At 59.0% G+C, this 14,179-nt stretch carries 11 protein-coding genes; 7 read left to right on the forward strand and 4 right to left on the reverse strand.

Annotated features, from left to right (window positions below; all coding sequences use genetic code 11):
* Positions 1–51: 51 nt before the first annotated feature.
* On the reverse strand, positions 52–414 hold the full coding sequence (locus CCX46_RS13895) for a response regulator (protein WP_127927286.1): 363 nt from the start codon (positions 412–414) through the stop codon (positions 52–54).
* Positions 415–677: 263 nt separating this feature from the next.
* Here CCX46_RS13895 and CCX46_RS13900 point away from each other — a divergent pair, with 263 nt between their 5' ends.
* From CCX46_RS13900 to CCX46_RS13920, 5 genes are read left to right on the forward strand one after another with little or no spacing between them, the layout of a single operon-like run.
* Positions 678–4,169, forward strand: a complete 3,492-nt coding sequence (locus tag CCX46_RS13900) for a response regulator (protein ID WP_127927287.1) — start codon at positions 678–680, stop codon at positions 4,167–4,169.
* Positions 4,169–5,002 (forward strand): CheR family methyltransferase, encoded by an 834-nt coding sequence (locus CCX46_RS13905; protein ID WP_127927288.1) that lies wholly within the window; start codon positions 4,169–4,171, stop codon positions 5,000–5,002. Before CCX46_RS13900 ends, CCX46_RS13905 begins: the two co-directional genes overlap by 1 nt.
* Complete coding sequence (locus tag CCX46_RS13910) at positions 4,999–5,592, forward strand: chemotaxis protein CheB (protein ID WP_127927289.1); 594 nt, start codon at positions 4,999–5,001, stop codon at positions 5,590–5,592. Before CCX46_RS13905 ends, CCX46_RS13910 begins: the two co-directional genes overlap by 4 nt.
* On the forward strand, positions 5,586–6,800 hold the full coding sequence (locus CCX46_RS13915; RefSeq protein ID WP_127927291.1) for a hybrid sensor histidine kinase/response regulator: 1,215 nt from the start codon (positions 5,586–5,588) through the stop codon (positions 6,798–6,800). Before CCX46_RS13910 ends, CCX46_RS13915 begins: the two co-directional genes overlap by 7 nt.
* Before the next feature lie 44 nt (positions 6,801–6,844).
* Positions 6,845–7,222 carry a response regulator gene (locus tag CCX46_RS13920; RefSeq protein WP_003225116.1) on the forward strand — a complete coding sequence of 126 codons (378 nt, stop codon included), beginning with the start codon at positions 6,845–6,847 and terminating at the stop codon, positions 7,220–7,222.
* Between the two features lie 102 nt (positions 7,223–7,324).
* Here CCX46_RS13920 and CCX46_RS13930 read toward each other — a convergent pair whose 3' ends face one another.
* From CCX46_RS13930 to CCX46_RS13940, 3 genes are all read right to left on the reverse strand, one after another.
* Complete coding sequence (locus CCX46_RS13930; RefSeq protein WP_127927293.1) at positions 7,325–8,995, reverse strand: ATP-binding protein; 1,671 nt, start codon at positions 8,993–8,995, stop codon at positions 7,325–7,327.
* Complete coding sequence (locus CCX46_RS13935) at positions 8,992–10,494, reverse strand: ATPase domain-containing protein (protein WP_127927295.1); 1,503 nt, start codon at positions 10,492–10,494, stop codon at positions 8,992–8,994. Before CCX46_RS13935 ends, CCX46_RS13930 begins: the two co-directional genes overlap by 4 nt.
* A 132-nt stretch (positions 10,495–10,626) precedes the next feature.
* Entirely contained in the window at positions 10,627–11,682 is a 1,056-nt protein-coding gene (locus CCX46_RS13940; protein ID WP_127927298.1) for a tetratricopeptide repeat protein, read from the reverse strand.
* Positions 11,683–11,853: 171 nt separating this feature from the next.
* On the opposite strand from CCX46_RS13940, the gene CCX46_RS13945 reads away from it, so the two are divergent.
* A complete protein-coding gene (locus CCX46_RS13945) occupies positions 11,854–13,989 on the forward strand; it encodes an FUSC family protein (protein ID WP_127927300.1) in 2,136 nt (711 codons plus the stop codon).
* A complete protein-coding gene (locus CCX46_RS13950) occupies positions 13,979–14,179 on the forward strand; it encodes a DUF1656 domain-containing protein (RefSeq protein WP_016987298.1) in 201 nt (66 codons plus the stop codon). Before CCX46_RS13945 ends, CCX46_RS13950 begins: the two co-directional genes overlap by 11 nt.

Genomic DNA, 14,179 nt, shown 5'->3' on the forward strand with positions numbered 1-14,179 from the left:
CAGTGATGCCCCTTCAGTATTGTTTGAAGAGGCACGATGAAAGAATATTAATTATGTCTTCAGTATGCCTTTTACTTTGTCGCGCAACTGCTCAATCGAAAATGGCTTGCCGATCACATGCATGTCTGCTGGCACATCGATGGTTTCAGCGTAACCACTGGCAAACAGAATGGGCAGGGTGGGGCGCAGTTTGCGTGCTTTGGTTGCCAGTTCGTGGCCATCCATGCCCGGCAGGCCGAAGTCGGTCATCATCAGGTCAATGTGCTGACTCGAATTTCCTAGAATCTCCAGAGCCTTTTCGCCACCATCAGCCTCAAGCACCGCGAACTCCAACTCCTCCAGCACATCGACAATCAGCATGCGCACGATGTCGTCGTCTTCTACGACAAGGATGGTGGAGGCGGGGGTAGACATAATAAGGCTCTCAAAAGTCAGTTCAGGGTCGCCGGTCGATCAAAAATGCCGGGCTCTTTCATCAGTAAGTGGCGCAGTGCCACAAGTTCCCCGGCCGACACAAAAAAAGCATAGCCGCAGACGGGGCCGCAAGGATAACTGTTCGGGCCCGCAAACACGCCGGCGAGTGTAGGAATTTGCTGCCAAAAGTGTGAGAAAAATGGATCCATGCCGCCGTTTTGGGGCAAACTGCCTGTTTTTCAACAGTTCGACAAGGCTGCCCCATGTCCTCTCCGTCTACGGTTGATGAGCAACGGTTTCGTAAACTCCTGAGTCGCAACATCAGTCTGCCTTTGGGCGTCGGTGTGCTTAGTGCCGTGTTCTTCGTCTCGCTGATCACTTATCTGCTGTCGGTGATCCAGTGGGTGGAGCACACCGACCGGGTGATCAATAACGCCAATGAAGCGGTAAAGCTCACCGTGGATCTGGAAACCGGCATGCGCGGCTTCCTGCTCAGCGGCGACGAACACTTCCTCGATCCGTATGAAACCGCCAAGCCGCGCATTGCCGTGGCGCTTAACACCTTGCTCGAACTGACCGCCGACAACCCGGTGCAAACCGATCGCTTGCGCCGTCTGCAAGCCTTGCAGATTGAATGGGCCAATTACGCGCAGTCGATGATCGATCTGCAGCGTTCCAGCGGCGATTATCGGGGCGCGGTCAAGGCCGGACGCGGCAAGCGCCTGACGGACGAAATCCGCAAGCAATTCGAAGATGTCATCGAAACGGAACAGGTCCTGCGCACCACGCGCAATGAAGACGTACGCCGCACGACGATCTGGAGCATCAGCCTGTACTTGCTGTTCATCGCCGGTATCAGTGGCTTGCTCGCCTATATTGGCCGGCGCGATCTGGTCAACCTGTCGACCAACTACAGCGCCAACATGGCCGCACAGCAAGCCAGTGCCGAGCGCCTGGAGCAACAGGCGTGGTTGCGCAATGGTCAGACCGAACTGGCCGAGCAGGTACTGGGGCAACTGACGCTGAATCTGTTGGGGCGCAATATTCTGCAGTTCTGCGCGCAATACCTGGGCACCGCCGTGGCTGCGCTGTATGTGCGTGAAGAGCACGGCGGCCTCAAGCGTGTGGCCACCTATGGTTTCTCCCGTGAGCAGGAAGAGCAGGAACAGTCGATCTACAGCGGCGAAGGCATCGTCGGCCAAGTGGCGCAGCAGGCGCGGTTGATTCGTCTGGATTCAGTGCCGGCTGATTACTTCAAGGTCAGTTCCGGCCTGGGTGAAGGCTTGCCGCACAGTGTGATGGTGGTGCCGACCAGTGATGACGACCGCGTCAACGGGGTGATCGAACTGGGTTTCCTGCGGCCGCTGACGGATCGTGATATCGAACTGCTGGAACTGATCGCCGGCAACATCGGCACCTCCATCGAGGCTGCGCGCTACCGTCAGCGTCTGCAGGAAGTGCTGGCCGAAACCCAGCAGCTCAACGAAGAGTTGCAGGTACAGCAGGAAGAGTTGAAAACCGCCAACGAAGAGCTGGAAGAGCAGTCGCGGATTCTCAAGGAATCCCAGGCGCATCTGGAAACCCAGCAAGTCGAACTGGAGCAGACCAACGAGCAGCTTGCCGAACAGGCGCAGACCCTGGCCGAGCAACGCGATGCCATGGACCTGAAAAACACCGAACTGAATCAGGCCCAGGTACAGCTCGAAGAACGCGCCGAAGAGTTGCAGCGCTCGAGCAAGTACAAGTCCGAATTCCTCGCCAACATGTCCCACGAACTGCGCACGCCGCTGAACAGTTCGCTGATTCTGGCCAAGCTGCTGGCGGAAAACCCGCAGGAAAACCTCAGCGCCGAGCAGGTCAAGTTTGCCGAGTCGATCTACTCCGCTGGCAACGATCTGCTCAACCTGATCAACGACATTCTGGACATCTCCAAGGTCGAAGCAGGCAAGCTTGAAGTGATTGCGGAGAACACCAGTGTCGCGCGTCTGGCCGATGGTCTGCGCAATGTCTTCGAGCCCTTGGCAGCAGACAAACAGCTGACCTTCAGTGTCGATTTGCAGCCTGGCGCCCCGGGCATGCTGTACACCGACCGCCAGCGTCTGGAGCAGGTGATCAAAAACCTGTTGTCCAACGCCATCAAATTCACCGAAAAGGGCACTGTCAGCCTGACCATTGCCGGCCAGCCGGAAGACCGGATTGCGTTTATCGTGCGCGATTCGGGTATCGGTATTGCCGCCGACCAGCAGGAGAGCATTTTCGAAGCCTTCCGCCAAGCCGACGGTACCACCAACCGCAAATACGGCGGCACTGGTCTGGGACTGTCGATTTCGCGGGATCTGGCGAACTTGCTCGGTGGTTCGATCAGCGTCAGCAGCGCGCCGGGGCAGGGCAGTGTGTTCACGTTGGTGTTGCCACAGCAGTTCGACGAGTCCAGCGACGTGCCGTTTGCGCCGTTGACCTTCACGCCACCAGCCGATGTGGCCAGCGTGCCGTTGGCACCGGTGGTTTCGCCGTTGGCGCCGGTGCACATTCCGCGCTTCGCCGATGATCGCAACAAGGCGCCGTTCGCCACGCGTTGCATTCTGGTGGTGGAAGACGAGCCGAACTTTGCGCACATCCTCTACGATCTGGCGCACGAACTCGGCTACCAGTGCCTGGTGGCCCATGGCGCGGACGAGGGTTATGACCTGGCCAAGGAGTTCGTCCCGGATGCAATCCTGCTCGATATGCGCCTGCCGGATCATTCTGGCCTGACCGTATTGCAACGCCTGAAAGAACACGCCGAAACCCGGCACATTCCGGTGCATGTGATTTCCGTCGAAGACCGCGTTGAAGCGGCCATGCACATGGGCGCGATCGGTTATGCCGTCAAACCGACCACCCGCGAAGAGCTCAAGGACGTGTTTGCCCGTCTCGAAGCCAAGCTGACGCAAAAGGTCAAACGCGTGCTGCTGGTTGAAGATGACGATCTGCAGCGTGAAAGCATCGCGCGGCTGATCGGCGATGAAGACATCGAAATCACCGCCGTCGGTCTTGCGCAGGACGCTTTGGAGCTGCTGCGCACGACGATCTACGACTGCATGGTCATCGACCTGAAATTGCCGGACATGCTTGGCAATGACCTGCTCAAGCGCATGTCCACCGAGGATATTTGCTCGTTCCCGCCGGTCATTGTCTACACCGGGCGCAACCTGACTCGTGATGAAGAGGCTGAGCTGCGCAAGTATTCGCGCTCGATCATTATCAAGGGTGCACGTTCGCCAGAGCGCTTGCTGGACGAGGTCACACTCTTTCTGCACAAAGTCGAATCGCAGTTGTCCCATGAACGGCAGAAGATGCTCAAGACCGCGCGCAGCCGCGACAAGGTCTTCGAGGGTCGCAAAGTGCTGCTGGTGGACGACGATGTGCGCAACATTTTCGCCCTCACCAGCGCGCTGGAGACCAAAGGCGCAGTCGTGGTGATCGGCCGTAACGGTCGTGAGGCGATTGAGAGACTTAACGAAGTCGAGGACATCGATCTGGTGTTGATGGACGTGATGATGCCGGAAATGGACGGTTTCGAAGCCACCATTGAAATCCGCAAGGATCCGCGCTGGCGCAAGCTGCCGATCATCGCGGTGACGGCCAAGGCCATGAAGGACGATCAGGAGCGCTGCCTGCAGGCGGGCGCCAATGATTACCTGGCCAAGCCCATCGACCTGGATCGTCTGTTCTCGCTGATTCGCGTGTGGTTACCGAAGATGGAACGCATTTAGTGGAACGTAGTAGTCCAGCCGAACGAAACAGCGAAATTGAGCTGCGCTTGTTGATTGAGGCGATTTACCTCAAGTACAGCTACGATTTCCGCGATTACTCCGGCGCTTCGATCAAGCGCCGGGTGCAACACGCATTGAGCCAGTTCGAATGCGCGACTATTTCCGCCTTGCAGGAAAAAGTCCTGCATGACCCGACAGCGTTCATGCAGTTGCTGCAATTGCTGACGATCCCGGTCAGCGAGATGTTTCGCGATCCGTCGCACTTCCTTGCCATTCGCAGGGAAGTGGTGCCGTTGCTGCGCACCTATCCGTCGATCAAGATCTGGATCGCCGGGTGCAGCACGGGCGAGGAGGTCTATTCGATGGCGATTCTGCTGCGCGAAGAAGGCCTGCTCGATCGCACGATCATCTATGCCACTGACATCAACCCGCGCTCGCTGGACAAGGCCAAGCAGGGGATTTTCTCCATGGAGAATGTTCGCGCGTACACCGCCAACTATCAGCAGGCCGGTGGTCAGCGATCGTTTGCCGACTACTACACGGCAGCGTACGGTTACGCGATTTTCGACAAGAGCCTGTGCGAAAACGTGACCTTCGCCGACCACAGTCTGGCGACCGACAGTGTGTTCTCCGAAACCCAATTGATTTCCTGCCGCAACGTGCTGATCTACTTCAACAAGAAGTTGCAGGATCGAGCGTTCGGGCTGTTCCATGAATCGCTTTGCCATCGCGGTTTTCTGGTGCTCGGCAGCAAAGAGACGCTGGATTTTTCCAGCTATGCCAACCAGTTCGAAGCGCTGGTGAAACAAGAACGGATCTACCGCAAAAAATGAACGAGGCCGTGGATTTACCTCGCGTCGAGGCGATTGTGGTCGGTGCTTCCGCCGGTGGCGTTGAGGCGCTGTTGAGTCTGCTCGTGCCGCTGCGCCGAGGCTATGCATTGCCGATCATTGTTGTTCTGCATCTGCCTGAAGAGCGTCGCAGTCAGTTGGCCGAGGTCTTCGCCCGGCGCGTGGAACTGCCGGTGCACGAGGCTGCCGACAAGCAGGACATCGTTGCCGGCAACGTGTATTTCGCCACGCCGGGTTATCACCTGTCGGTGGAGCAGGATCGCAGCCTTTCGCTGAGTCTTGAGGAACGCGTGCACTATTCCCGGCCTTCGATTGACTACCTGTTTGAATCGGCCGCGGACGCGTACGGTGCATCACTTGCCGCTGTCCTGCTGACCGGTGCCAATCACGATGGCGCGCGCGGGCTGGCCGAAGTCAAACGTTGCGGCGGCTTGACCATTGTCCAGGATCCCGAAGAGGCGCAAGTCGCCACCATGCCGCTGGCTGCACTGAAAATTCAGCAGCCGGATCATGTCCTACCCATTCACGGCATCGGCCGTCTGCTTGTCGAGCTGGAACGAATCGCATGCTGAGTAATATCCAAGCCAAACTGCTGATCGTCGACGATCTGCCGGAGAACCTGCTGGCACTCGAAGCGCTGATCAAGCGTGAAGACCGTACTGTCTACAAAGCGTTGTCGGCGGATGAAGCGCTGTCGTTGCTGCTGCAACACGAATTTGCCATGGCCATTCTCGACGTACAGATGCCGGGCATGAACGGCTTCGAGCTCGCCGAGTTGATGCGCGGTACCGAGAAAACCAAGAACATCCCGATCATTTTTGTCAGCGCCGCTGGCCGTGAACTGAACTACGCGTTCAAGGGCTACGAAAGCGGGGCGGTGGACTTTCTGCACAAACCGCTGGATATCCATGCGGTGAAGAGCAAGGTCAATGTCTTCGTCGACCTGTACCGCCAGAGCAAGGCAATGAAGCAACAGGTCGAAGCGTTGGAGCAGGCCCGTCGCGAACAGGAAGCGTTGTTGCAACAACTGCAAAGCACCCAGTTGGAGCTGGAGCAGGCGGTGCGTATGCGCGATGACTTCATGTCGATCGTTGCCCACGAAGTGCGCACGCCGCTCAATGGTCTGATTCTGGAAACCCAGCTGCGCAAGATGCACCTGGCTCGGGACAACGCTGCGGCGTTTACTCTCGACAAGATGCACGCCATGGTCGACCGAGATGAGCGGCAGATCAAAAGCCTGATTCGCCTGATCGAAGACATGCTCGACGTGTCGCGCATTCGCACCGGCAAACTGTCGATCCGGCCGAGCCGTTTCGATCTGGTGCAATTGGTCAGCAACCTGCTGCAAAACTTCGCGCAACAGATTGAAGCTGCCGAAACTGAGGTGTCGTTTACCGCGCCAGCCCCGGTGGAAGGTAACTGGGACGAATTCCGTATCGAGCAGGTGGTGACCAATTTGCTCACCAACGCCCTGCGCTATGGCGGTCGCAGCCCGATTCAGGTGCGGGTTTACCGTGAGGGCGATGAAGCACGGGTCGAGGTGCAGGACCGTGGCATCGGCATCAGCCAGGAGAACCAGAAGCGTATTTTCCAACAGTTCGAACGGGTTTCCGCCAAGACGGTAGTGGCCGGGCTCGGGCTGGGTCTGTTCATTTCCGAGCAGATCGTCGCCGCCCATGGCGGCTCCATCGTCGTCGAGAGTGAAATCAACGAAGGCGCCCAGTTTCGCGTTTGTCTGCCAATCCAGGAAAACGGCACATCCGACGCAACCTCTGATTGACCGTACGGTCGTATCAGCAGCTATTGACCGAACAAAGGCTTCCCATGAGCGTAGATGCACAAGATGTAGTACTCGTCGTCGAGGACGAACCGGTTATCTTGATGGTCCTGACGGATTACCTGTCAGGGCAGGGGTATCGCGTGTTGCAGGCCGAAAACGGCGAGCAGGCGTTCGAGATACTGGCGAGCAAGCCGCATCTGGACATGTTGATCACCGACTTCCGCTTGCCGGGCGGTATCTCCGGCGTGCAGATCGCCGAACCGGCCGTCAAGCTGCGCCCGGACCTGAAGGTGATTTTCATCAGCGGTTACCCGCAGGAAATCCGCGAAACCGGCAGCCCGATCACGCGCAAGGCGCCGATCCTGGAAAAACCGTTCGATCTGGATGTGTTGCAGGAAAAGATTCAGGAATTGCTCGCCTGATATCCGTGTAGGAGCTGCCGAAGGCTGCGATCTTTTGATTTTGTTTTTTACGAACAACATCAAAAGATCGCAGCCTTCGGCAGCTCCTACAGTTTCAGCGTTTCAGCTTTTGATCATCTCCCGCACCTTGGCGGTCAGCAGATCGAACGTGAACGGTTTGGTGATCATCTGCATTCCCGAATCGAGGAACCCGCCACGCACTGCCGCGTGCTCGGCGTATCCGGTGATGAACAAGACCTTCAAGCCAGGCCGATATTGACGGCCAACCTCGGCCAGTTGCCGGCCGTTCATGCCCGGCAGGCCGACATCACTGATCAGCAGGTCGATGCGCTGTGTCGAGTTCAGAATCGGCACGGCGCTGTCGGCATCCCAGGCTTCAACAAAGGCATAACCCAATTCACCGAGCACCGCACAGACCAGCACGCGCACGGCCGGGTCGTCCTCGACGATCAGCACGGTTTCGCCGTCCAGCGCATCCGGAGCCTGTTGAATGTCTGTGTCGGGACTTTCCAGTTCTTCACCGCGAAAACGTGGAAGGTAGAGCCTGACCGTGGTGCCCTCATCGATTTCACTGTCGATCGAGACATGGCCACGTGACTGCTTGCTGAACCCGTAGATCATCGAAAGGCCGAGGCCCGTGCCCTGACCAATCGGTTTGGTGGTGAAAAACGGATCGAATGCGCGGTTGATGACACTCTGCGGCATGCCGCTGCCGTTGTCGGTGACACTGAGCATCACGTAATCACCCGGTTCGAGATTGCTGTAGGCCTCGGTGAATTCGCGCTTGAGCACCTGATTGCTGGTCTCGACCACCAGTTTGCCGCCGTCGGGCATGGCGTCGCGGGCATTGATGACCAGGTTGAGCAGGGCGCTTTCCAGCTGATTGGGGTCAGCCTCGGCGACCCACAGCTTGTCGTTGAGGCGCATGTCCAGTTGAATGCTTTCGTTGAGGCTGCGTTGCAGCAGTTCACCCATGGACAGCACCAGGGTGTTCATCTGCACGGCTTTTGAGTCGAGCGATTGCCGGCGCGAAAACGCCAGCAGACGGTGGGTCAGGCTCGCAGCGCGGTTGGCCGACGTCACACCCAGATCGATCAGGCTGTCGAGGTCGTCCAGACGCCCACGGGCCAGGCGCCGACGCAGCAACTCGAGGCTGCCGATGATACCGGTCAGCATGTTGTTGAAGTCGTGGGCGATACCGCCAGTGAGCTGGCCGACCGCTTCCATTTTCTGCGACTGACGCAGGGCTTCTTCGTTGTGCCGCAGTTGCGCGGTGCGCTCTTCGACCTGCTGCTCAAGGGTTTCCAGCGTCGACTGCAAACGCCGTTCGCTTTCACTGAGATCGACCAGCCGATCGCGGGCTTCGTATTGTCGTCGTCGGCCACGCAGGGCGGCGGACACCATACTGACCAGTGTTGCGGGATGAAACGGGCGTTCAAGGAAGGTCACGTTGCCGAGCAGATCGCTCAGGCGCGAGGAGGGGCCTTGTTCCTGACCGCCGTGGTGGGTCAGCAGCACAATCGGCAGATCCGACCAGGCGGGTTGCTGTTCCAGATGCAGGAACAGCGCTTCCAGTTCCGGCCCGCGCAACGCTTCGGCGGCGACCAGCACCAGACCGGCACCCAGTTCCAGTTCGGTACACAGCGATCCCAGACCGGGGGTGACCAGCCCTTCGTAACCGGCTTCGTTGAGGATCATCAGCGCAATCTGGCTGTCGCGACCCACGGGCGCCAGAATCAGCGCCCGTTCGGCCAGCGGCACTTGAACCGTCACAAGTGCTCTTCCTGCAACAGCGGGTTACTCGCGCCGAGGTAGGTGGGCACGCCACGCAGTACGCCCTGAAAGGCTTCCAGCGGTTCACCGATGGTCATGCCTTGGGTGGAAATGCGGTATTCACGAATGGTCGATTCGTGGCTGCCGGTGCGTTTCTTGATGATCGAGATCGCGCGGCGGACTTTGCCCAGTGCTTCGAAGTAGCGCAACAGAATCACCGTGTCAGCCAGATAAGTAATGTCGACCGGCGCTTGCATGTCGCCGACCAGACCATGCTGGGCGACGGTCATGAATGTCGCCGCGCCTTTGCGGTTGAGGTACAGCAGCAGCTCGTGCATGTGCAGGACCAACGCGTTTTCTTCCGGCATTGCCGCCTGATAGCCGTTGATGCTGTCGATGACCACGGTTTTGATTTGACCTTCATCGACGCAGCGCCGCACGCGATGGGAGAACTCGCCCGGCGACAGCTCCGCGGCGTCGACCTGTTCGATCAGCAGATTACCGGTAGCCTGCAACGCCTTGAGGTCGATGCCGATGTTTTTCATACGCTCGAACAGCAGGCCGAGTTCTTCATCGAAGATAAACAGCGCGGCTTTTTCCCCGCGTAGTACGGCAGCGGCGGCGAAGATCATCGAGATCAGCGATTTACCGGTACCGGCAGGGCCGAGAATCAGCGTACTGGAGCCAGTCTCGATGCCGCCGCCGAGCAGCGCGTCCATTTCCGGGATGCCGCTGGACAGCTGCAAACGCGCATAGTCGCCGCGATGTTCGGCCGCCACCAGCCGTGGGAACACATGCACGCCATCGCCCATGATGGTGAAGTCATGGAAACCGCCGCGATATTTCTGGCCACGGTACTTGACCACTCGCACGCGTCGGCGCTCGGCACCGTAGTTGGGCGTCAGCTCCTCAAGGCGAATCACCCCGTGAGCGACACTGTGCACGGTTTTATCGAGGGACTCGGTGGTGAGGTCGTCGAGCAGCAGTACCGTGGCGTTGTAACGCACGAAGTAATGCTTGATGGCCAGGATCTGCCGGCGATAGCGCAAAGAGCTTTGCGCCAGCAAACGGATTTCCGACAGGCTGTCGAGTACCACACGCGTGGGCTTGAAGCGTTCGACCGCTTCGAAAATCTGCTTGGTGGCTTCGCCCAGTTCCAGGTCAGAGGAATACAGCAGGCTCTGCTGGTGTTCAGCATTGAGCAGGCTTTCCGGGGGCGTCAGCTCGAAGATCTTGATGTTGTCATCCAGCGCCCAGCCGTGGGACAACGCCCCTTGCCTTAGTTCGCGCTCGGTTTCCGAGAGCGTGATGTACAACGAGCGTTCGCCGGCTTTCGCGCCAGCGAGGAGAAAATGCAAAGCGACCGTGGTTTTGCCGGTTCCGGGTTCACCCTCCAGCAGGAAAACATGACCGCGAGACAAGCCACCGGCCAGGATGTCGTCCAGACCTACAATGCCGGTAGCGGCTTTCGCACTGATCAACTCGTTAGAAGTAGACAAAAAATGCCCTCTCATGACTAGGGGAAGCGAGGCCGTCGACTGAATCGAGCGGCCTGATTAACTTGACCCTTTGGCGTGATGGCAGTTCCGAAATTCCTTGCGAGATGTGTCGAGAGAGCTGTCGAAAATGGGTCAGAGGCCTTGTTGCAGCGCCGGATCATCTGGATTGAGCTGCTCCAGCTGAGCCAACAGAATCTGCACATTCTGCAGTTGGCCGCTTTCTTTCCAGTAATTGATCAGCAAGACCCGCGCCTTGCGGTCGGCGGGGTGACGCTGGACGATTTCCTGCAACTGCTTCTGCGCCGCTTCCAGTTCTTCGGCGCTGTGCAGGGTGGTGGCGAGGTCGTAGCGGTAATCCTTGTTGTCGGGCTCAAGCTCGACGGCTTTGGACAAGCCGAGCAGGGCGTATTCGCGCTGATCGTGATGCAACAGCCACAAACCCAAGGCATGTTGCAGATAGGCCGAATCTGGTTGTGCCTTGAGTTGCTGGCCCAGCAATTGCCGGGCGGCATCGCTTTGGCCCTGGCGGTCGAGGACATCGATCTGCATCACCAGTGCCTGCAGATTGCCGGGTTCCAGGCGCAGGGTATTGTCGAGTGCGACCTGGGCCTCTTTGAGTTCAGCGTTGTGGATATGCAGGCGAGCCAGTTGTGCATAGTTGGCGGCGCTTTCGGGCTGTGCCTTGAGGGTCTGTTCCCAGCCATCAATCGCTTGTTGCAGCGGTGCGAAATACAGACCCAGTTCATCCGGCGTCAAGCCGAGCAGGGCGTTGATCGCGGCAAAACGCACGGTTTGATCTTCATCTTCAAGCATCGGCCCGAGCAACAGGCTGCGCTGCCCGCCCGGCACCAGTCCCACCACGCTTTTGATCGCCGCCAGCCGCACGGCGGGGGATTCGTTCTGCAGGTCGGTGTCGGCCAGCTTCAACGCCTGTGGACTCGGGTAGTTAGGCAGCTCGCCATGCAGCCACACGCGGCGCTTGACCGAGATGTCCGGCCGGCCCAGTTGTTGATACAACTGCCGCGCCGCGCCCGGCTCACCCGTGCGCGCGGCATTCAACGCTTCGCTGTAGCCGTGTTTAATCGCGTCGGGAATGACCGGGGAGGTGCTGCGCACGGACAACCAGGCCACGATGATGACAAGCACAAGGCCCAGGCTGATAAACAGGTAGCGGCGAGACTGAGGCATGCAGGTTTCCGAAACAGGCGTACTTGAGCAGAGCGGCAAGCTTCGGTCAGCTCGGCCCACGAGTCAAACCCTGTGCATGCGAATCGCCCTACACGCTGCGTCGACTCTGTTACCCGTCAGGCTTTCGATGCAGTGTCTACGCTTGCAGAAGTCGTTTCGTTGAGTGTGCCCATGCAAGCCCTGTTCAATTATTTCAAGGCGGTGATCCATCCGGGTCAGGCCGTTCTGCTGTTTGCCCTGCGAACCATTGCGGCAGGGTTGCTGACATTGTATCTGGCGTTTCTGTTCGACCTCGATCAGCCCAAGTGGTCGATCATGGCGGTGGTCATTGTCAGCCAGCCGCTGGCCGGGATGGCGCTGGCGCGCAGTTTCGGTCAGGTGATCGGCACGACCCTCGGGGCGGCGGTGGCGGTGTTGATCATGGCGATCTTTCCTCAGGCACCGCTGCCATTCATTACCACCCTGGCGCTCTGGCTGGCGCTGTGCACGGCAGGTGGCACGTTGCTGCGCTACACCAGTTCGCAGGCGTTTGTACTCAGCGGATACACCGCTGTGGTGGTGGCATTGCTGGCGATTCCGGATCAGGACGGCACATTCCTGCTGGCGGTTACCCGCGTCACCGAAACCTTGCTGGCCGTGGCATGCGTGTGTGTGGTCAGTCTGCTGACGGCCCGCCCGCAAGCCGTGGCCAAGGGTTATTTCGCCAAGGTCGATCAGGTCATCAAACTCGCTGCCAGTCACGCTGCGGCGGTGCTTCGTACCGAAGAAAGCGAGGCTGACTTCCAGCGCCGGCAAATGCAGCTGCTCGGTGAAATCAGTGCACTTGAGGGCTTGCGGCGGCATTTGTATTTCGATGCGCCGCGTTTGCGCAGCGCCAACAACCTGGTGCTGTTGCTCGGCAATCAGTTGATGTTGCTCACCTCGCGGCTCACGGCGTTGCGGCATCAGCGGCAATTGCTTACCGAGCGCTGGGAAGGCGAGCTGCCACTGGAAGTCCAGCGGCTGCGCGCCGAAGAACTCGCGGTTCTTGATCAATTGGCGGAGCAGGGACGTTCGGTATCGGCCGATGCGCGTCATCGTTTCATCACTCTGCAGAAGCAATTCGATGACCTGGCCTATGAGGCCGAACAATTGACCGAGGACATGAGTGCCACGCTGCGTTCCCTCGCGTGGGCGTTGCGCTGGGAGCAGGCGCGGCTGCTGCAGCAGCTCGAACAGATCCTTGAGTTGAGCGATGCCATTCAGGAGGGGCGAGAAGCCAGTTGCCTCTATCGCGGTCAGGCGAGCCCGCTGCACCTGGATTTCACGCTGGCGTCGATGAACGCCATCCGCGCCTTCACTGCGTTGCTGGTAGCGGGGCTGATCTGGATCGAAACCGCGTGGGACGGCGCCCGTGGCGGGATGATTCTGGTGGGCATCCTCTGCTCGCTGATGGCGACGTTTCCGCGACCATTGCTGGCGGCGCAGAGCTACGCACGGGGGTTGGGATTGGCGTTGCTGGTGTCGGCGCTCTATCAGTTCATGCTGGTGCCCTCGATCAGTGACTTCGAACCGTTGGCGCTGATGATCGCGCCGTTGTTGTATGTCATCGCGGTGGGACTGGCGAGCCCTGCGACGGCCGGCATCGGCATGGGGCTGGGCTTGTCGAGCTTCCTGATGATCGGTCCGCAGAATGTCGGTACCGGGCAGAACACCGCCATTCAATGGTTCGAATTTGCCGGCGCCTATGTCAGCGCGGCGATGCTGGCGTTGATCGTCTACGCATGGGTTTTTCCGTTCCGCCCGGCGCTGCGCATTCGTCGTTTGTACAACGAAGCGCGCGAACAGGTGTATGCCTTGAGCAAGTTGCCGGCCACCGATGAACAGCAATTTGCCTTTGAAAGCCGCATGGTCGACCGCTTGACCAGCATGCTCGGTCTGCTGCCGGCGGCGAACAGCCGCGCCATGCAGCAACTGTATGAAATCAGCCTGGCATGCGTAGCACTGGGTGTAGCGATGCATCAATTGCGACAACAGGCACAGAACAACGCGCTGCTGACGGACACCTTCACTCAGCGCCTGGCTTCGGCCCTGCGCAAGACCGGGCGTTTTGTGGCCGGGCGGCAGGACGTTCAACTGGCCCCCTTGCTCGACACACTGCACGTATTGGGCGATGAACTGGACGAGTTGCACGTCGCCAGTCATGAGCATGTCTGGTCGCTGTTCCGTATGCGCGTGGCGTTGTTGATCGTCGTGTCATTTCTGCAGCGCCATGGTGAAACCCTCCAGCGTTCTGTCCCGGAAGGAGACGCAGCTCTTGCCCATTGATTTCGAGATCGGCGGCGTCTATCTGCCGCCCATTGCCCAGGCGTTATTGTTGGCCATACCGATATTCATGGTGCTGGACTGGGGGTTGCGGCGCTTGGGCGTACTGCGTCTGGTCTGGCATGAAGCGCTGTTCGAAGGCGCTTTGTATGCCTGCGTCTGTGCCACGCTGATTTTGCTGATGGGAGCCTGA

The sequence above is a fragment of the Pseudomonas sp. RU47 genome (assembly GCF_004011755.1).
Classification (GTDB): Bacteria; Pseudomonadota; Gammaproteobacteria; order Pseudomonadales; family Pseudomonadaceae; genus Aquipseudomonas.

Bases quoted from the DNA above. Each gene is read 5' to 3' on its own strand.
- CCX46_RS13895 (WP_127927286.1), bottom strand. From the start codon at position 414: ATGTCTACCCCCGCCTCCACCATCCTTGTCGTAGAAGACGACGACATC.
- CCX46_RS13915 (WP_127927291.1), top strand. From the start codon at position 5,586: ATGCTGAGTAATATCCAAGCCAAACTGCTGATCGTCGACGATCTGCCG.
- CCX46_RS13900 (WP_127927287.1), top strand. From the start codon at position 678: ATGTCCTCTCCGTCTACGGTTGATGAGCAACGGTTTCGTAAACTCCTG.
- CCX46_RS13945 (WP_127927300.1), top strand. From the start codon at position 11,854: ATGCAAGCCCTGTTCAATTATTTCAAGGCGGTGATCCATCCGGGTCAG.
- CCX46_RS13920 (WP_003225116.1), top strand. From the start codon at position 6,845: ATGAGCGTAGATGCACAAGATGTAGTACTCGTCGTCGAGGACGAACCG.
- CCX46_RS13910 (WP_127927289.1), top strand. From the start codon at position 4,999: ATGAACGAGGCCGTGGATTTACCTCGCGTCGAGGCGATTGTGGTCGGT.
- CCX46_RS13940 (WP_127927298.1), bottom strand. From the start codon at position 11,682: ATGCCTCAGTCTCGCCGCTACCTGTTTATCAGCCTGGGCCTTGTGCTT.